We start from the raw sequence: 18094 nt of genomic DNA, 5'->3' as shown, positions 1-18094 counted from the left end.
GTGGGCGACCGATAATCAGTACCCGCGCCGCAACGCGCAGATAGCGCTATCCTTGGAGGATGTGCTCTTCGCCATCGGAGACATCTGATGATCAACGTACGCACTGCCCGCATGCTTACCGATTACAAACAATGGGCCAACCAGCGCCTCTTCGACAACCTGGCGCAACTGCCACCCGGCGAAGTCGAAAAAGAACGCGCCGGAGTCTTCAAGAACATGATCGGCACGCTCAATCACATCTATGTGGTGGACCGTATTTGGCAGGCTCACCTCGAAGGCCGAGGGCACGGCTTCAAGACTTCCTATGACCTGGTGCACCCTGAGCTGGCGGTGCTGCGCCTGGCGCAACAGGACGTGGATCGCTGGTACTGCAACTGGAGCGCGCGGCAAACCGATGCCTCGCTGGACAAACCCTTGAGGTTCACTTTCGTTTCCGGCGAAAGCGGCACCATGAGCGCCGGCGCGATGTTGATGCACGTGGTCAACCACGCCAGCTATCACCGTGGCTGGGTGATCCAGATGTATTTCGAAATCCCGGCCATGCCGCCGATGACGGACATGCCGATCTACCTGCGCGAGACCGACCCGCACTTCAACGCGCTCAATGCCCCGGCAGTGGGGCTGACATGTGCTCCACTATTCGCGAGCGCAACCAACGTTCTGCCGGATCGTTATCGTTGACGCCGTTCCAGACCATGGACAGTTCCGACGGCACGATCTCGAACGGCGGGTCGTCGGCACGCAACTGGCTGCTGCCTTCGATCAGCGCGCAGGCGGCGTAATCGGGCACCGAGGCCAGCATGTCGGTGCCCGCCAGCAAGGCGCGCAGGCCCGAGAACTGCGGTACAGCCAGCACCACGCGGCGGGAGCGGCCGATGCGCGCCAGGTCATTGTCGATGGCGCCGCTCAAGTCCCCGGAAAACGACACCAACGCGTGGGGACGCTCGCAGAATTGATCCAGGGTTAGAGGGCCAGGCCGGTCATCGCCGCGCAGCACCTTGACACTCAGGTCCCGGAGCTTCCTGCGCTTGGCGTTGGCCGGCAGCTCCGTGGTGTAGCTGATGCCGACGGAAATCTCACCGCTGGCCAGCATCGACGACATCAACAGGTAATTGACCCGGCGCACCACCACCACGACGTTCTGCGCCTCTTCGCGAATCTGCTTGAGCAGCGGCGGAAACAGGCCGAACTCGGCATCGTCGGACAGGCCGATGCGAAACACATCGCGGCTGACGGACGGGTCGAAATCCTTGGCCCGGCTCACCGCCCCGGAAATGGTGTCCATCGCCGGTTGCAGCTCCTTGAGAATCACCAGCGCCCGCGGCGTCGGCTCCAGCACCCGCCCGTTGCGCACCAGCAACGGGTCATCGAACAAATCGCGCAACCGGGCGAGGGCTGCACTGACGGCGGGCTGGCCGAGGAACAGTTTTTCCCCGGCCCGGGTCAGGTTCTTCTCGAACATCAGCGTTTCGAAAATCACCAACAGGTTCATGTCCACGCGGCGCAGGTCGTTGCGGTTCATGGTGCAGGCTCGCTGGGTTTGGGGTCTTTTCAGTAAAGCATCAAACCCTAAGGCGAACGGCGTTTTTTGGTCTACTCAGCTCCATTGTGCAAGGAACTTATCCTTAACTAATGGGGTGTGAATCTCAAATTAATAGTGTGGAGGATCTAACCCAGTCTAATTACTTCGATGATGTTGGCGCCGAGTTGTTCTAGAAGTTTTACAGCAGGCCCTAGTGTTTCGCTAGGGGGATGGAAATGTCCTGAGAAGTTTTCTATCGTGATGTTTGGCATTGTCTTGGTTTGTATGTGTCCAGCACTAATGATATTGGCGCCGCTAAGATCGGCTAATACGGCGTGTGAAGTTGCATGTAGCTGGGCGACGCTGCCACTTTTTGATGTTGCCTTGTATGGAGCGGCAATTAGAAACTTGCCTTGATCTGAAAGTACGAATACGTATTCGTGATTGCTTTTTAATTTTCTAAAATCTTTCGAATTTGAGATTGTTTTTATTAGTTTTTTTCCTAATTCTTTTTCCTTGTTTTTGTGTGTCACGTGTTCACTCAAGAGGTCTTCTGGTGTGAAGCGGTTTTGCAGTTTTGTGTACGCGGATAATTGCGGGTTTTCTATTCTTGGTGTGGAAGATCTTTTAGCTGTTTTTTTCAACCATTGTGTTGTAGTTTTTTTGGATTGATTGAATGTTGATATTAATCCAAATGCTCCAGGTGTGTGCCCGGTCGGATCGCTTAAATTGATCGGGTCCCCCGAGCAGTACGTATATGCATTCAACCCACCTTTCCCAAACGGACTCAAACTGTCCGGACTGTTAAAACGCATCAATACTGGGTTAAACGCTCGATACCCATTTCCCAACAGATAATGCCCGGTTATCGGATCTGGTCGCTGGCCATTAAAGCCCAACAAACTCAGCAGCCCATTTTCAGTACCGCGGTGACCATAGGGTGAATAGGTGATGGATTTTGGCTTTTGATCCGCTTTGGAAACTACGTGCAACACCGAACGCTGCTGATCGGTGGCCAGCAACGTGGTGTCGAGTGTACTACCCGAAGTTTGCTGTTGTGCCAGCAACAACTCGCCATTCTGAACGATGGAATGGCGAAGTGCTCCTTGTATCTCGGTCGCAAGGCGGCTTTTGCAATAGAAACGCTGATGCTGTGCTTCGTTCGCTGGAGCATGGTTGATCAGCCGGTCAAGGGCGTCGTAGCGATACTGGCATAGCAGGGACTGGTGTGACGATGGCATGGGAGAGTGCTCCAAAGGTCCAACAGGCAGACGCTTAGTATTGGCTTATGCGCTGTGTGTTGGAACTATCAGAACTGCTAGGTTTTTTGCTCGATGTTCCCTGCAGAAAGCTGGGCTCGTCCACATTTGAATGCATTCCCCTGTAGGAGCGATGCTTGCTCGCGATGGAGGTCCGAACGACGCGATCATTCAGACCGGCCGCGTTATCGTTCACGACCATCGCGAGCAAGCATCGCTCCTACAGGGAACGCGTACATCCGCGAACCACAGAATCTCCCACATTGTCATGTGCTGGATTCTGACTCCGTCAGCACCTTCCTGAACGTCTCCACCAACGGCCGCAAATTGATCCGATGCCACGCCGCCCACAGCGGTCTGGTCAGTGGAATCCACGGCACTTCCCGCAGCACCACGCCCGGCGGTGCGTTGCGGCTCAAGCCTTTCTGGATCATGGCAATGCCCAGCCCCGAGGCCACCAGCGCCATTGCCGTGAAGGGGCCGGTGGCTTCCATGCGGATATCCGGGGTGAAGCCTGCGCGGATGCAGGCGCTGACGAAGTACTCGCGGCCGGTGACATTTTGGTGCTGCACGCCGATCCACTCCTGTTCGGCGAGGTCGGCGGCGGTCAGTTGCGCCTGGCTGGCCAGCGGGTGATGTTCGGGCAGGGCCAGCAACATCGGGTCGTCCAGCACCTGGAAGCCCAGCAGGTCAGGGTCGTCATCGGTCGGCGGTTCACTGACCAGGGCGATATCCAGACTACGCTGTCGCAGACCTTCGAGTTGTTCACTGGAGCTCAGGTTGTACAGCGCGACGTGCACGTTCGGCCGGTCGCTGCGCAGTACGCGCAAGGCATTGGGCAGGACGCCGGCGTGCATGGCGTTTTCGATGTAGCCGATGCACAGGCCGCCTTCCTCGCCGCGACCGAGGCGTTTGCCGAGAGATTCCAGGCGATTGGCGTGGGTCAGCAAGGCGCGGGTTTCGGCGAGGAAGGTCTGGCCGTCGCGGGTCAGGCGGATGCGTTGCTGGCTGCGCTCGAACAGGGTCAGGCCCAGGCGTTCTTCGAGCTGGGCGATCTGCCTGCTCAGGGGCGATTGGGAAATGTGCAGGCGCTCGGCGGCGCGACCGACGTGTTCTTCCTCGGCGACGGCGACGAAGTAGCGCAATTGGCGGATGTCGATCATGTCAGACCTCTAGGGACTCAAGTGCTGCACATTATGTCTTGGACGGTCCGATGGTCGCAATCTAGGATCTGCTCAACGGTCAGCCAATGACCTCTGAACTGACGAGGATTTAGATATGAGCTTGAAAGACAAACTGCCCGGCGCGCTGGGTTTCGGTACTGCACCCTTGGGCAACATGTTCCGCGCCATTCCCGAGGAAGAAGCGCAAGCCACCGTGCACGCCGCGTGGGATGCCGGGGTGCGTTACTTCGATACCGCGCCGTTCTACGGTTCGGGCCTGTCGGAAATTCGCCTGGGCCAGGCACTGTCGCGCTACAACCGCGATGACTATGTACTGAGCAGCAAGGTCGGCCGGGTGATTCTCGACGAAGTCGAAGACGCCGCCGCCCGTGATCTGGGCGAGAAGAGCGGGGTGTTCGAACACGGTCTGCCGAACAAGATCGTCAACGACTACAGCGCCGATGCGACCCTGCGCTCGATCGAAGACAGCCTCAAGCGTTTGCAAACCGATCGCCTGGACATCGTCTGGGTGCACGACATCGCCCAGGACTTCTACGGCGATCAATGGCTGGAGTACTTCAACCAGGCGCGTACCGGTGCGTTCAAAGTGCTGACCCGCCTGCGTGAAGAGGGCGTGATCAAGGGCTGGGGCCTGGGCGTGAACAAGGTCGAGCCGTGCGAACTGACCCTGGACTTGAGCGAAGCGCAGCCGGACGGCTTTCTGCTGGCGGGCCGCTACACTCTGCTCGACCATGATCGTGCCTTGCAGCGCCTGATGGACGCGGCATTGGCGCAGAACGTCGAGATCGTGGTCGGCGGTCCGTACAGCTCGGGGATCCTGGCCGGTGGCGCGCACTTCGAATACCAGAAGGCCAGCCCGCAGATCATCAATAAAGTCGAGCAGATCAAGCGCATCGCCGCTGCCCACGGTGTCAGCATCAAAGCGGCTGCCTTGCAGTTCTCCCTGGCCAACCCGGCGGTGGCGGCGGCGATTCCAGGTGCCAGCCGTCCCGAGCGGATTGCCGAAGATGTCGCCGCATTGTCCGAGGTGATTCCCGCCGCTTTCTGGCAGGCACTGCGTGACGCGAAGCTGGTCTCCGAGCGTGCCCCATTACCCATCATTGGAGCTTGAGCATGAAAATCGATCTGAGTGGAAAACTGGCGGTTGTCAGCGGCAGCACGGCGGGCATTGGCCTGGGGATCAGCAAGGCGCTGGCCGAATGCGGCGCCACGGTGGTGGTGATCGGCCGCGATACGGCCAAGGTCGAGCAGGCGCTGGCGAGCATTCGTCAGCAAGTGCCCGATGCTCAACTGCGCGGGCTGACCGCCGACCTGGGTACGGCTGAAGGCGCGGAAAAACTGTTCGCCGCCGAACCCCGCGCCGACGTGCTGGTGAACAACCTCGGGATCTACAACGATGTGGACTTCTTCGAGACCCCGGACAGCGAGTGGACACGCTTCTATGAAGTCAACGTGATCTCCGGTGTGCGCCTGGCCCGGCATTACGTGCCGGACATGGTCAAGCAGGGCTGGGGCCGGGTGATTTTCCTGTCTTCGGAATCCGGCGTGGCGATCCCCGCCGAGATGATCAACTACGGCGTGACCAAAAGCGCCAACCTGGCCGTGTCCCATGGCCTGGCCAAGCGCCTGGCGGGCACCGGGGTGACGGTCAATTCGATCCTGCCGGGACCGACCCTCACCGACGGTGTGGAGGAAATGCTCAAGGATGCCATCGCCGCTTCCGGACGCAGCGTCCGGGAAGAAGCCGACGCGTTCGTGCGCAAAGCCCGGCCGAGCTCGATCATCCAGCGCGTGGCGGATGTCGAGGAGGTGGCAAACCTGGTGGCGTACATCGCTTCGCCTTTATCCTCGGCCACCACCGGCGCAGCCTTGCGGGTCGACGGCGGCGTCGTCGACAGCCTGGCCATCTGAACCTTTTTCAATCTGGAGTCTATTTTTCATGGCAACAACCTCAGCATCCATCGACATTCCGGCTTCGGCCGATCAGGTCTGGCAATTGATCGGCGGTTTCAATTCGCTGCCGGACTGGCTGCCGTTCATTCCCAAGAGCGAACTCAGCGAAGGAGGGCGAGTGCGCAGCTTGCAGACGGCGGACGGCGCGGTGGTAGTCGAGCGTCTGCAAGCGTTCGACAACGATGGCAAGACCTACAGTTACTCGATCCTGCAGGCGCCGTTTCCGGCCACTGATTATCTGGCGACGATCCGCGTTGAAGCGCAGGGGCAGGGCGCCCGGGTGACCTGGTCCGGGCGGTTTGAGCCGGTGGGGGTGAGTGACGAGGAAGTGGTGGCGTTGTTTACCGGGATCTATCAGGGTGGGCTTGAGGCACTGCGGGCCAACTACCCAGCCTGATAAACACCACAGATGATCGTTCCCACGCTCCGCGTGGGAATGCAGCCCGGGACGCTCCGCGTCCCTTTCGCAAGCTGGAACGCGGAGCGTCCCTTGAGGCATTCCCACGCAGAGCGTGGGAACGATCATGAGGGGGTAATCAAACTCTCCCGGCAATCGAGCACCAACCGCGCCCCGCCCAATTCGCTCGTCCCCACCTCCAGCGCAAACCCGTGCAGGCTGACAATCGCCGCGACGATCGACAGCCCCAAGCCGAAACCGCTTTTAAGATTGCCCGCCTCGGCGCGATAGAAACGCTGGAACACCGCCTCGCGTTCAGCCTCCGGAATACCGGGACCGGTGTCGTGCACTTCGATGCGGGTATGCCCGTTCTCATTGACCCCACGCAAAATCACCTGGCCACCGGGTGGGGTGAATTTGATCGAGTTGCTCAGCAGATTGGCCACCGCTTCGAACAGCAAGGCGCGGTCGCCATTGAGCGAAGGCAGCGATGCGGGCAGTTGCAGTTCGAACGTCAGGCCATCGTCCTCGGCCAGCGGCAGATAAAACTCATGCAGTTCCTGCAGCAACGACACCGGGTCGAGCTGGACGAAACCGGACCGGCGCTGGCGATCCTCCAGTTCGGAGATCCGCAGCAACCCGCGAAAACGCGCCATCAGGGTGTCGGCCTCGGCCAGCACCGCATCCAGTTGCGTCGCTTGCGTCGACCCTTCGCCGGCCTGTTGCTGCATGCGGTAAAGCTGCGCGCGCAGGCGGGTCAGCGGGGTGCGCAGATCATGGGCGATGTTGTCGCACACGCCCTTGACCTCGTTCATCAAACGCTCGATGCGCTCGAGCATGGCGTTGACGATGGCGGCCAGCATGTCCAGTTCATCGCGGCGGTTGGACAGCGGCAGGCGCCGGGTCAGGTCACCGGCGACGATGGCTTCGGCGCTGCCCTGGATCGCGCGAATCCGTCGCAGCGGCCGGCGGCGCAACAGGTGCCAACCGACGATGCCCGGCAGGATGGTCAGGGTCACGCCCCAGAACAAGGCATGCAGGATGATCCGGGTCACGGCAAACAACGAACCGTTGTCCCGCACCAGGATCAGCCAGCGGCCATCCCTTGTCTGGGTGGCCACGGCGTCGCAGCTGTCGATGGGCAGGGTCGGGTCGTCGGACTCGGCGCAATCGTTGAGCATGTGAATCTTGCCGTCCAGCGGCAGGCCTTTTGGAATGTGGCGCAGGGCGCCGCTGAGGTAACGGTGCTCGGCATCGAACAGGCCATAGGCGTCGATGCCGCGAATGTCGAAGGTCATGCTGACGGCGAGGGCGTCCGTCAGTTGATCGCCCTGGAAGTGTGAAAACAGATGCTGGCGTTGCATCAGCGAATGCTTGGCCAGGTTGTCGAGGTAAGCGGACACCTCGTAGTACATGACCCCCATGAGAATCCCGCTCCAGGCCACGAATAGCGCACTGTAGAGCGCCAGCAAACGACTGGTGGAAGAGCGCCAGCCTTTAGACGGGTTCGGCAATGACATAACCCGAGCCTCGTACGGTTCGAATCAATGGAACATTGCCAGGTGGGTCGATTTTCTTGCGCAGGCGACCGATGTGCACGTCGATCAGGTTGGTGCCGGGGTCGAAGTGATAACCCCAGACCTCTTCGAAAATCATCATCCGCGAGAGGATCTGCCCGGTGTTGCGCATCAGGAATTCCAGCAGTTTGTATTCGGTGGGCAGCAGCGTGAGCAATTCGCCGTTTCGGCTGGCTTCATGGCTGATCAGGTTCAGCTCCAGGTCCGCCACCCGCAGCGTAGTGGCCTGGGCCGTCACGTTGTTCTGCCGGCGCAGCAGGACTTCGACCCGGGCGGCCATTTCATCGGTGGCAAAGGGTTTGGTCAGGTAATCGTCGCCCCCGGCACGTAAGCCGCGCACGCGCTCGTCGACATCCGAGAGGGCGCTGATCATCAGGATAGGCGTGGCCACGCCCATGGTGCGCAACGTGGTGACGATTGCCAGGCCATCGAGTTCGGGCAGCATGCGGTCGAGGGTGATCAGGTCATAGTTGCCGCTGACCGCACGTTCCAGTCCCTCGCGGCCATTGTCGACCCAGTCGACGTCGAGGCCGTGGCTGCTCAGTTCGGCGACAATTTCCCGGGCGGTCACGGCGTCGTCTTCGATGGTCAAGATGCGGGTCATAAGGCTGGCCTGATTAGGTATTCACAACGTGGTGGGCCATTTTGCCAAGAAATGATCGACCGCTGACTAAATAAAAGTTCATGGACAAATCCAGTGTTGGTCAATGCATAAAACCCGCTGTGGCCACCCTTTCGTTGCAAATTGCATGGGTCCGGGAAGTTCAAACTTTCTAAGCCGCTGAAAGCGCAGCATTTATTAAAAAACCGCGACTGGCACGCTGACTGCAATTGCTCCTTCGAGACTTGTAACACCATCTTTCTGCCTGGAGCGATATAACAATGAATAGATCCTCTGAGGGTTTCTATCCCGTCACCGAAGAGTTGAGTGCGGCGTCGGGCGTGTCCTGGGGGGCGATCTTCGCCGGGGCCGCGGCTGCGGCGGCGTTGTCGCTGATCCTGGTGCTGCTCGGATTTGGCCTCGGGTTCTCGGCGGTTTCGCCGTGGGCCAATGAAGGTATGAGCGCCAAGGGCCTGGGCATCTCGACGATTGTCTGGCTGGCTGTCACGCAAATCGTCGCTTCCGGGGCCGGCGGCTATATTGCCGGTCGGCTGCGGGTGAAGTGGGCCTATATGCATGGCGATGAAGTTTACTTCCGCGACACCGCCCACGGCTTTCTGGCCTGGTGCGTAGCGACGCTGGTGACGGCCACGCTGGTGGCGGGTTCAGTCAGCAGCATTGTCAGCGGTGGCGTTCAGGCCGGGGCGCAGGTTGCCGGTGGCGCCGCCACGGCCATGACAGCCGCGGCGGGCACCGCGGCAGCCAACACTGACAGCGATCAGTATGGGTATTACATCGACAGCCTGTTTCGTACTGACCAACCGGCCGCCGTCAGCGATGATGCCGCCCGAGGCGCTGTGACGCGCATTTTCGTGCGCTCCCTGAAAGACGGCCAGTTGTCTGCTGAAGATCGCACCTACCTGGCGCAACTGGTGGCGCAGCGGACCAACATGACGCAGGCAGACGCCGAACGTCGTGTCGACGAGGTCTATGCCCGCACGCAAAAAGCCGTGGCCGACGCCAAGCTGGCGGCGCAACAAGCGGCTGACACCGCCGCCAAAGTCGCCGCCTGGACCACCTTGTGGATGTTCGTCGCGCTGTTGGCCGGTGCGTTCTTCGCCAGCCTTGCCGCCACCTTCGGCGGTCGTCGCCGGGATGCCGTGGTGTATCTGGAAACCGACACCTACGTCACCACCGCTGCGATTCGTTAACCCTGGAGAATCATCATGCGTTCATTACTGTTGTTCTTTCTCGGCGTACCGATCCCGATCATCATCCTGATCGCCTTGTTCATGCACTGATCTTGCGGGGCTTGTGCCTCTGCCGCTTCTGCCTTCTTTGGCAGGAGCGGCGTTTTTGTTTGGACAGGTACATAGATGTTGGCTGTGATTGCGTCATCGCGAGCAGGCTCGCTCCCACAGGAGGAATGCATTCCAAATGTGGGAGCGACGGTGCGACGTTTCGACCTGCTCGCGAAGAGGGCAGATTAGGCGCAACAAATTCATCCATCAATCGGCGTTGTGAGAAACGCCTCAAGCCCCTCGGCATACGCGGTAAATTCAGCGATCCGCGGAAACTGCGCCACATTCACCTGATCCGGCACCACCAGATTAGTAAAGCTCCAGGCCACCGCCAGCGTAATGCCATCCTGACCAATCGAGCCATCGGTTTTCAGCGGCTGCTTTTCCAGCTCCCGTTCCAGCGCCGAATAGGCGGCCGCCAATTGCCCCTCGACGCGCTCGACCCAGGGCTGGAACTGGATCTCCGCCGGACGCAGGTTGCGCTCATAAAAAAGCTGCACCGACTTTTCGCTGGCGGCCAACGCCAGGCCAATCAGGCGCAGTGAGCGCAGGCGATGTTCGATACCCGCGGGCATCAGGCTGCGCTCCGGGCCGGCCAGCGCCTCCAGGTAATCGATGATCAGCGTCGAATCCATCAACACTTCACCGTCATCCAGGAGCAGGGTAGGCGCCTTGACCACCGGGTTGATCTGCCGAAATTGTTCGAAAGTCCTGAACACCGACACCGATTCGTGCTCCAGGGCAATGCCCAGGCGTTTGGCAGAAATGGCGACGCGTCGCACGTAAGGTGAATCCAGCATGCCGATCAGCTTCATATAACCGCTCCTTGAGATAGCCATTTCGCGAGGGACAACCTTAGCTGAGCCCGGTCGACGTGCAAACCGGGGCATGCAGCTCAGCGGTTTGTCTTCCATATAAGCTTCGCAGGATTGAATTTCTTGCTATAAACGCACTCCGATATGCGCCTGGATGCCTGTCTTAGAGCATTTTCGAGGCTTTGTCGGACAAATTCGCTGTCTTTTCAGTTGCTGAGGCCTCAAGTCGGCCTTAGACTGCCGCCCCTCGTAAATTGAGTGCCGGGTGGCGCTTGGTATAAACGGCGCCTTTGCGATGACCTTCGATGGTCCGCCGCAACGCTCCCTAATTCGCCTTAATGCACGTTTTTTTATAGAGATATCAATGACAAAGGACAAGTTGCTGGCCATGCCGGCGGATGACTACATGAATGCTGAGCAACATGCTTTTTTCTCCGAGCTGTTGCAGAACATGAAAGTCGAAACCCATGAGCGCATCGAACAGAACCGCATCGCCATCGAAAGCCTGGACACCCCGGCCGACCCGGCTGACGCCGCTTCTGTCGAAGAAGAGCGCACTTGGCTGGTGAACGCGATCGATCGTGATCAGCGCATGCTGCCGCAGTTGGAGCAAGCCCTGGAACGCATCAAGGAAGACAGCTTCGGCTGGTGCGATGACAGCGGCGAGCCAATCGGCCTCAAGCGCCTGCTGATCAGCCCGACCACCAAGTACTGCATCGAAGCTCAAGAACGTCACGAGCAGATCGACAAGCACCAGCGTCAGGCGTGATTCTGTCGGGTAGCCCAATTAACCGGGGCTGCCTGGAAAAGATCGCAGCCTTCGGCAGCTCCTACGGGTTCAAGTGAACACCTGTAGGAGCTGCCGAAGGCTGCGATCTTTGCTTTTCGACGTCTACAAAATTCCCCCCCAACTTCTATTGATCTGCTGCAACGTCCCCGACTAAAGGCTCATGGATAATAGCCTTATGCTGGCGTTTAATGCGAAGACAATAACTAGAAAGTGGCGGGGTGAAAAAGATGACGAGAGACGGATCTCGGGTGGCGGCAGTGCCTGCACCCGTGCTTTTGCCGAACAACCGCTGGTTGACGCCGACACTGCAAAGCATCGCCCTGGTGCCGCTGTTGTGTGGCATGACCCTGGGTGGCTGGTCGCTCTACCTTGGCCTGCCGTTGGCCGTGCTGATCATCTGGCTGCCGCGCCTGCGCTCGCGCGCAATCCCCCAAGCCGTGCCTGTCGATACGTCCAGCGCGCTCTCGGCGTTGACCCGCGAACTGTCCTACACCACCAGTCATAACGCCTTGTCCGCCGCGGGCGTGGCCTTTTCGGTCAAGCAACTGGCCGACAAGTTGCAATCGCAACTGGGGGCGGCAGCGCAAATCGTCGGCAATGCCGACGTCATGATCGCCACCGAGCAGGCCACCTCAAATCTCAGTCGCCAGGCCCTGAGTGCCGCGAGTGAAGCGCATCAAAGCGGCGTGGCAGGGCGTACCGAGTTGATCGAGTCCATTGCGCGCATGCACCAACTCAGCCAGCGGGCCAACAACAGCCGTGAGCTGATCGAAGCCCTGAGCCAGCGCAGTGACGAGATTCAACGTGTCACGCTAGTGATCCAGTCCATTGCCAGCCAGACCAACTTGCTGGCCTTGAACGCGGCCATCGAGGCGGCGCGGGCCGGTGAGCACGGTCGTGGCTTCGCGGTGGTGGCCGATGAGGTGCGCGGGCTTGCCGCGCGCACCGCCACGGCCACCGGGGAAGTCGGCGACATGGTGGCCGATATCCAGCAACGCACCGCGCAAGTGGTCGAGCAGATCCGCCAGCTGTCCAGCGACCTCGACACCGGCGTCGGCCAGGTCGAACAGACTGGCCAGCACCTGGACAACATTGCCCGGCTGGCTGCCGGTGTCGAAAGCCAGGTTGGGGAAATCGCCCGCGGTGCGGAAACCAACCGCGAACAACTCGATAGCCTGTTTCACGCCATCGAGCAGATGCGCAGCGACCTCGCGATCAGTGACCAACAGACCCAGCGCCTGGCCCTGGCAGCGGTGCAGATGGAAGGCCAGGCCGAGACCATCAGCGAGCGCCTCGCCGAAGTCGGGCTGGATGACTACCATCAGCGGATCTACGACCTGGCCCGGGAAGGCGCGAGCCAGATTGCGGCGCGTTTCGAGGCGGACATTGATGCGGGGCAGATCAGCCTCGAAGACCTGTTCGACCGCCAGTACCAGCCGATTCCCGATACCCAGCCGGCCAAATACCGCACGCGCTTCGATCGTTACACCGATCAGGTCTTGCCGGCGATCCAGGAGCCGCTGCTGCCTCGCCACGAAGGCCTGGTGTTCGCTATCGCCTGCACCCAGCAGGGCTATGTGCCGACGCATAACAAAGCGTTCAGCCAGCCACTGACCGGCGACATACAACGGGATACTCAGCACAACCGCAGCAAACGCAAGTTCACCGACCGAACGGGGATTCGCTGTGGCAGTCATCAGCAGGCGGTGCTGTTGCAAACCTACACCCGTGACACCGGCGAGCTGATGCATGACCTGTCGGTGCCGATCATGCTCAAGGGGCGTCATTGGGGTGGTTTGCGCTTGGGCTACAAGCCGGAAAACCCTCGATGATGGATGAGGATTGTTACAATTTTGGTAACTGAGCTGTACAAAGTCGTTATTGTTTTCGCGCCTGTGAAGTCGTTACCATACCTATATTAGTTAGGTTGCTAACGGAATTCGAGGCGCAGCATGCACAATAAAGTTGATGTCGCGGTCATGATCGGTAGCGGAGTACCCGCCACTCTGCGGGCGTTGGGGCAAAGCATCTGCTGGGTGGTGCTGCTCAATGGCGAACGCCGTGGCACGGCCTATTCCAGTCGCAATGAAGCCGAGGAGTGCAAGGCGGCCTGGCTGGCGCAATTGCGCGCCGAAACGCCAGGCAACCTGCACTGCGCCTGAGGCTAGTGACGCTGATGCATGCGCAGGTTCAGGTCGTCGACCACCCGCGCCCAATCGGCATCTTCACGCAGTTGTTCCTTGAGGAAGCCTGCCTGTTGGGAGGTCCAGAACTCGGCATCGATGAGTTTTTTGTCGTTGGGCAGGGGGGAGTGGCTGGCAATGAAATCGTCAATGGCTTTCTGACTGGAGTCCAGGCCGAGTTGGTCGAACAAGCCTTTCAAGTCGTGGGTCGGTGATTCCATCTTGATCTCCTGGCAGCTCTAGGTCGCGTCGAATGAGAGAGATGAAGGACGCCTCTGTTACTTCTGAGGGAGACGTGCTTCAGTAAGTTCGAAAACGATGTGCAAACGCAGCAGTGAGCATAGACCGCAAATCCGCGTATCAGCTTTTCAAGGCACCCGCATCGACGGCAGCTTTCAGATCCCTGGCCGATTGTTGTGCGGCGAGGGCGGCGATGTCGCCGGACTTGAACCAGCGATCTTTCTCGACCTGATGATAGGTCACGGTTTTCAGCGGCGGCTTGGCGCGCATCACGATCACGGCCTGGAACTCGCCGTCGATCTCCCTGGCTTCGCCCCGGATGAAAAACTCGCCGATATCAAATTCCGTCACGTTGCGGCCATCCCATGAAAAATATTGTTGTTTAACGCGCCTGCCACGGGAAGGCGCGTTTGATTGGTCGGGCAGTATGGCAGTAGTTGCAGTCCGGCGGCTGGGTAAAGTCGCCGGCCTGACGAAACCTTCCAGGGAAAATGGGACGAAAGTGTCACATACGTGACTCAAGCGCGCGGGCGAGGGCGCAGGCCTGGTTATGATCGCCGCGGAAACCTCTTACGTGCCCCGTGGAAGTTTCCTTGATATGAAAGAAGGCGTTGCCCGCCAGGACCACGTGAAATCGTGGCGGCGAAGGGGCCCGGGGGCCGGCTTCGGTAGCAAGAAACACCGCAGGGTGCAGGGAAGGTGGGGTGTTGGAGTAAGATGCCTGGGGATGGGCAAAGTGTGTCAGTGTGCACATATGAAGTCCTTTTCTTGGGTTTGCCGACGTAATGTACGTCGTCATGGGTAGTCTCGGTGAGCATCGCTGCTCTAGAATCAGCGTCACTGGTGGGTGGACACGGCTTATCTAAAGCAATTTCTGGCTAGCGATATGTAAGAAAAGTGCTTTTTTATAAGAGTTTTTTCCTTAAAGTTGATAGTCCGTATTTCTCTGGCCGTTCCAAGGGCGTTTTCCTTCAGCCTTTGTCGAACGCCGGGCGAGACGATGTGAGCGGCATCCAGTAATCTGCTCACGCTTCGAGAGGGATGAGCGCTCTGCTCATCCAGGATCTCAACCCGGGTTATCTGGCTTCACCTCGGCATTGCCGCTTTTTTGGCCGTGCGCTTTTTTCGCGTGCGGCGTCATTTTCAGATGTGGGGATGTTTCCTTGGCAGTAAGTAATCTCGATATGCATGCTTTGTTTGTGCTGGGTGATTTGCGCGCAAAGCTGGTTAAACAGTTTCAGTCACGTTTCGTTTACATTACCGAACAGAACGCTGAAGGCATTTACATTGCCGAGATCGACACCGAGTCAGCGCTGGTGGTGGACGATAAACCTGGGCTCAAACTCAAGGTCGGCGATCATTTCAGCGCGTCGGTGTTGCCCAGTCGCGAAGGCGGCAAACTGGAAATCAAGTTCCGCGACATCAAACTGACCGTCTACGGCCTGGGCGACTACGCATTCGTGACCACCGCCGACGGCCAGGCCATCCTGTTCAAGGAAGGCCACAACGTGGTGACGGTGTTCGCCGCCCACCAGCAGCTGCAGGAAGGCCTGACCAAGACCCTCAAGGCCGTGACTGGCAAGGCCGCCAAGTGGCGCAAGGGTGAACTGGTGACGTTCAAGGCCAGTGAGTAGTGGACCTGCCCCGCGCCGATTTCCACCAGCAGCACCAGGCCAGTGCGCAAGCCGAGGCCCAGCGTCTGTTTGAGCAAAAGGCTGTCCTGCAGGGTGCCTGGCTGAACTGGGTGGCCTCGCAGATCTACACGTTGCGACCTGCGGCGTACGCCAGCATGGTGAGGAGAGAATTGGCCCTTTTGCAGCAAACGTGTGAAAACTGATCCACCTCCCTCGAAAGCAGGAACCTCTACTACAGTCAGTTGACTGAGTATTCAGAGGCTTCGCGGTCTTCTGCCAGGCCATCCTGCTATTGCTGTGAACAGCACGAGGTGCACAAGCATGAAAGGCATTCGCCGGTTGCTGGCCGCTGTCGTGGCCACGTTCGGATTGTTGGCGTCACCCGTTCCGGTGCTGGCTGCCAGCACACCGATCCACTTCGCCGACCTCAACTGGGAAAGCGGCAGCCTGATCACCGATGTCCTGCGGATCATCGTCGAAAAAGGTTATGGGCTGCCGACCGACACCTTGCCGGGCACCACCATCACGCTGGAGACCGCACTGGCCAACAATGACATCCAGGTCATTGGCGAAGAGTGGGCGGGGCGCAGCCCGGTCTGGGTCAAGGCGGAGGCCGAAGGCAAGGTCGTGAGCCTGGGCGACACGGTCAAGGGCGCCACCGAAGGCTGGTGGGTGCCGGAGTACGTGATCAAGGGCGACCCGGCCAAGGGCATCAAGGCGCAGGCACCGGACTTGCGCAGTGTCGCGGACCTGCCCAGGTACAAGGACGTGTTCAAGGACCCGGAAGCCCCGAACAAGGGACGCTTCCTCAACAGCCCCATCGGCTGGACCTCGGAAGTGGTGAACAAGCAGAAGCTCAAGGCCTACGGGCTCGATGACAGCTTTGTAAACTTTCGCAGCGGTTCGGGCGCGGCGCTGGATGCGGAGATCAGCTCGTCGATTCGCCGGGGCAAACCGGTGCTGTTCTATTACTGGTCGCCCACGCCGTTGCTCGGTCGTTTCAAGTTGATCCAGCTGGAGGAGCCGCCCTTCGATGCGCAGGCCTGGAAAACCCTGACCGACGCCGACAACCCCAATCCGCAACCGACCCGTTCGCTGCCTTCGAAGCTGTCCATCGGCGTGTCCACGTCGTTCCAGAAGCAGTACCCGCAGATTGCCGAGTTCTTCGCCAAGGTCGATTTCCCCATCGATCCGTTGAACCGCGCGCTGGCCGACATGAGTGAAAAACACACGCCACCGCGTCAGGCCGCCGAAGCGTTCATGAAGGCGCATCCAGAAGTCTGGAAGGCCTGGTTGCCCAAGGAGATCGCGGACAAGGTGTCTGCCGCCCTGTAGATGCCGGCTGCAAAAATGGCCCATGGGTTACGTTGGTCGGGTCGCTGGCGTCGTGGCGTGCACGGCAAAAAAAGCCGACTAGGATGTGTTTGTTCAAATCCCTTTCAAGGATTTCAGACCATGACCTTCGTGTTGGCTCAATGGCTGGCGACGGTAATTTCGGCGATCGCTCTGGTACACGTGTATTGGGCGTTGGGTGGTGAATGGGCCGCCGTGGCGGTGGTGCCGCAAGTGCCAGTGGAGGGCGGTGCGCGGTTGCAGCCGGCCTTCAATCCCCGTGGCTGGATGACGATGCTGGTGGCGGCGGGGTTGCTGATTATTGCCCTGTTGGTGTGCTTGCGGGTTGGCTGGTGGCTGCCGCAGGTGGATCATCGAGGGTTGCAGTGGATGATCAGCGCCATTGCGCTATTGCTGTTTGCCCGGGCGATTGGCGACTCGGAACTGATGGGGTTTTTCAAGGAGGTCAAGGGGTCGCGGTTTGCCTACTGGGACACTTGGGTTTATTCGCCCTTGTGTGTGGTGCTGGGGGCAGGTTTGTTGGCGGTGGCCTGGATTTAAGATCAGCTTTTCTTCACGCTGACGTCTCGGTGCGGGCGGATATCCCCGATCTACTGTAGGAGCCAGGCTTGCCGGCGAAGGCGTCCTGGCAGACGATGATTGTCTTGCAGGTGTACATATCCATTCCTGCGGTAACGGCCACTTAGGGTTTCGCTCTTACAGCGAGTCACTTGGAAAAGCCCCAAGTAACCGAGGGCTCTTGCCACTGGCGTTCGGCCCCTCGCTAATGCTCGGGGTACCCTCGCTCCGGTCCTGCTCCGTGGGTCGCCGCGATGGGCCATCCATGGNNTTAGCCACTGCGCAGAACCTCCACTCGGCCTCTCGATGGGGCAAGAAAATCAAAAGCCAGATCAAGATCAACAGCCAAAGCGAGGCGGCCTGACAGCCGACCTGATCGGGAGCCGTACGCATTTCCCCCTGTAGGAGCCAGGCTTGCCGGCGAAGAACGATAATGCGGTGTAACAGACACACTGCAGCGCCTGGTTCGCCGGCAAGCCTGGCTCCTACAGGGGATCAGGTACCCCCGTAAAAGTCAGGTCGGCTGTCAGGCCGCCTCGCTTTTGTTTTTGATCTGGGTGCCCCGTTAAACCACGCTGGCCGAACGCAGGCATTGCGCAGTGGGGAAACCGGCAGGACGCCGGTTTAGCCGCGCTGGGCCATGGATGGCCCATCGCGGCGACCCACGGAGCAATGCCGGAGTGAGGGCATGCCGAGCCCTAGCGAGGCACCGAGTGGTGGGGCAAAG

Annotated in this window: 21 protein-coding genes; 12 read left to right on the top strand and 9 right to left on the bottom strand. The window is 59.6% G+C overall.

From position 1 onward, the window contains the following. The first annotated feature begins 87 nt into the window (after positions 1-87). A complete protein-coding gene (locus HFK74_RS29085) occupies positions 88-681 on the top strand; it encodes a DinB family protein (protein WP_180206527.1) in 594 nt (197 codons plus the stop codon). Here the strand turns inward: HFK74_RS29085 and HFK74_RS29080 are convergent. From HFK74_RS29080 to HFK74_RS29070, 3 genes are all read right to left on the bottom strand, one after another. Beyond that, a complete protein-coding gene (locus tag HFK74_RS29080; protein ID WP_180206526.1) occupies positions 602-1522 on the bottom strand; it encodes a LysR substrate-binding domain-containing protein in 921 nt (306 codons plus the stop codon). The genes HFK74_RS29085 and HFK74_RS29080 overlap by 80 nt on opposite strands. Positions 1523-1668: 146 nt before the next feature. Next, entirely contained in the window at positions 1669-2763 is a 1095-nt protein-coding gene (locus tag HFK74_RS29075) for an RHS repeat-associated core domain-containing protein (RefSeq protein ID WP_180206525.1), read from the bottom strand. 284 nt (positions 2764-3047) lie between these two features. Further along, on the bottom strand, positions 3048-3944 hold the full coding sequence (locus HFK74_RS29070; protein WP_180206524.1) for a LysR substrate-binding domain-containing protein: 897 nt from the start codon (positions 3942-3944) through the stop codon (positions 3048-3050). Between the two features lie 115 nt (positions 3945-4059). Between HFK74_RS29070 and HFK74_RS29065 the strand changes: the two genes are divergently transcribed. Genes HFK74_RS29065 through HFK74_RS29055 form a run of 3 tightly spaced genes read left to right on the top strand, consistent with a single transcriptional unit; the run spans position 4060 to position 6315 of the window. Beyond that, positions 4060-5076: an aldo/keto reductase gene (locus tag HFK74_RS29065; RefSeq protein WP_180206523.1), complete on the top strand. Its 1017-nt coding sequence runs from the start codon at positions 4060-4062 to the stop codon at positions 5074-5076. Positions 5077-5078: 2 nt separating this feature from the next. Continuing rightward, positions 5079-5876 (top strand): SDR family NAD(P)-dependent oxidoreductase, encoded by a 798-nt coding sequence (locus HFK74_RS29060; RefSeq protein ID WP_180206522.1) that lies wholly within the window; start codon positions 5079-5081, stop codon positions 5874-5876. A gap of 28 nt (positions 5877-5904) precedes the next feature. Continuing rightward, a complete protein-coding gene (locus HFK74_RS29055) occupies positions 5905-6315 on the top strand; it encodes an SRPBCC family protein (RefSeq protein ID WP_180206521.1) in 411 nt (136 codons plus the stop codon). 125 nt (positions 6316-6440) lie between these two features. Here HFK74_RS29055 and HFK74_RS29050 read toward each other — a convergent pair whose 3' ends face one another. Continuing rightward, positions 6441-7835: a HAMP domain-containing sensor histidine kinase gene (locus tag HFK74_RS29050; protein ID WP_180206520.1), complete on the bottom strand. Its 1395-nt coding sequence runs from the start codon at positions 7833-7835 to the stop codon at positions 6441-6443. Beyond that, positions 7813-8496 carry a response regulator transcription factor gene (locus HFK74_RS29045; RefSeq protein WP_180206519.1) on the bottom strand — a complete coding sequence of 228 codons (684 nt, stop codon included), beginning with the start codon at positions 8494-8496 and terminating at the stop codon, positions 7813-7815. Before HFK74_RS29045 ends, HFK74_RS29050 begins: the two co-directional genes overlap by 23 nt. A 278-nt stretch (positions 8497-8774) precedes the next feature. Here HFK74_RS29045 and HFK74_RS29040 point away from each other — a divergent pair, with 278 nt between their 5' ends. Beyond that, a complete protein-coding gene (locus HFK74_RS29040; protein WP_180206518.1) occupies positions 8775-9704 on the top strand; it encodes a hypothetical protein in 930 nt (309 codons plus the stop codon). 290 nt (positions 9705-9994) lie between these two features. Here HFK74_RS29040 and HFK74_RS29035 read toward each other — a convergent pair whose 3' ends face one another. Continuing rightward, on the bottom strand, positions 9995-10609 hold the full coding sequence (locus HFK74_RS29035) for a glutathione S-transferase (protein WP_180206517.1): 615 nt from the start codon (positions 10607-10609) through the stop codon (positions 9995-9997). A gap of 364 nt (positions 10610-10973) precedes the next feature. Between HFK74_RS29035 and HFK74_RS29030 the strand changes: the two genes are divergently transcribed. The 3 genes from HFK74_RS29030 to HFK74_RS29020 all read left to right on the top strand — a co-directional run bounded on the left by HFK74_RS29030 (position 10974) and on the right by HFK74_RS29020 (position 13561). Further along, a complete protein-coding gene (locus tag HFK74_RS29030; RefSeq protein WP_007935965.1) occupies positions 10974-11378 on the top strand; it encodes a TraR/DksA C4-type zinc finger protein in 405 nt (134 codons plus the stop codon). Positions 11379-11626: 248 nt separating this feature from the next. Next, positions 11627-13231 carry a methyl-accepting chemotaxis protein gene (locus HFK74_RS29025; protein WP_180206516.1) on the top strand — a complete coding sequence of 535 codons (1605 nt, stop codon included), beginning with the start codon at positions 11627-11629 and terminating at the stop codon, positions 13229-13231. A 120-nt stretch (positions 13232-13351) separates the two neighbouring features. Beyond that, complete coding sequence (locus HFK74_RS29020; protein ID WP_180206515.1) at positions 13352-13561, top strand: hypothetical protein; 210 nt, start codon at positions 13352-13354, stop codon at positions 13559-13561. A gap of 2 nt (positions 13562-13563) precedes the next feature. Here the strand turns inward: HFK74_RS29020 and HFK74_RS29015 are convergent, their stop codons facing one another. The 3 genes from HFK74_RS29015 to HFK74_RS33335 form a co-directional block, all read right to left on the bottom strand. Continuing rightward, entirely contained in the window at positions 13564-13803 is a 240-nt protein-coding gene (locus HFK74_RS29015) for a DUF2789 domain-containing protein (protein WP_008064247.1), read from the bottom strand. 139 nt (positions 13804-13942) lie between these two features. Then, positions 13943-14173, bottom strand: a complete 231-nt coding sequence (locus tag HFK74_RS29010) for a hypothetical protein (protein WP_180206514.1) — start codon at positions 14171-14173, stop codon at positions 13943-13945. Positions 14174-14327: 154 nt separating this feature from the next. After that, a complete protein-coding gene (locus HFK74_RS33335) occupies positions 14328-14576 on the bottom strand; it encodes a hypothetical protein (protein WP_257230459.1) in 249 nt (82 codons plus the stop codon). Between the two features lie 409 nt (positions 14577-14985). Here HFK74_RS33335 and HFK74_RS29005 point away from each other — a divergent pair, with 409 nt between their 5' ends. The 4 genes from HFK74_RS29005 (at position 14986) to HFK74_RS28990 (ending at position 17349) form a co-directional block, all read left to right on the top strand. Then, complete coding sequence (locus HFK74_RS29005) at positions 14986-15456, top strand: hypothetical protein (RefSeq protein ID WP_008064261.1); 471 nt, start codon at positions 14986-14988, stop codon at positions 15454-15456. Then, positions 15456-15659, top strand: a complete 204-nt coding sequence (locus HFK74_RS29000) for a hypothetical protein (protein ID WP_180206513.1) — start codon at positions 15456-15458, stop codon at positions 15657-15659. Before HFK74_RS29005 ends, HFK74_RS29000 begins: the two co-directional genes overlap by 1 nt. 118 nt (positions 15660-15777) lie before the next feature. Further along, the gene (locus HFK74_RS28995) at positions 15778-16791 is read left to right on the top strand and encodes an ABC transporter substrate-binding protein (protein WP_180206512.1); all 1014 of its coding nucleotides are present in this window, start codon (positions 15778-15780) and stop codon (positions 16789-16791) included. A gap of 120 nt (positions 16792-16911) precedes the next feature. Continuing rightward, positions 16912-17349, top strand: a complete 438-nt coding sequence (locus HFK74_RS28990; RefSeq protein ID WP_180206511.1) for a DUF3995 domain-containing protein — start codon at positions 16912-16914, stop codon at positions 17347-17349. The last annotated feature ends 745 nt before the right edge of the window (positions 17350-18094 follow it).

The sequence above is a fragment of the Pseudomonas sp. SbOxS1 genome, assembly GCF_013416725.1.
Classification (GTDB): Bacteria; Pseudomonadota; Gammaproteobacteria; order Pseudomonadales; family Pseudomonadaceae; genus Aquipseudomonas.
Note: the sequence above shows the minus strand (reverse complement) of the source record. Positions and strands in the feature narration are given on the sequence as shown.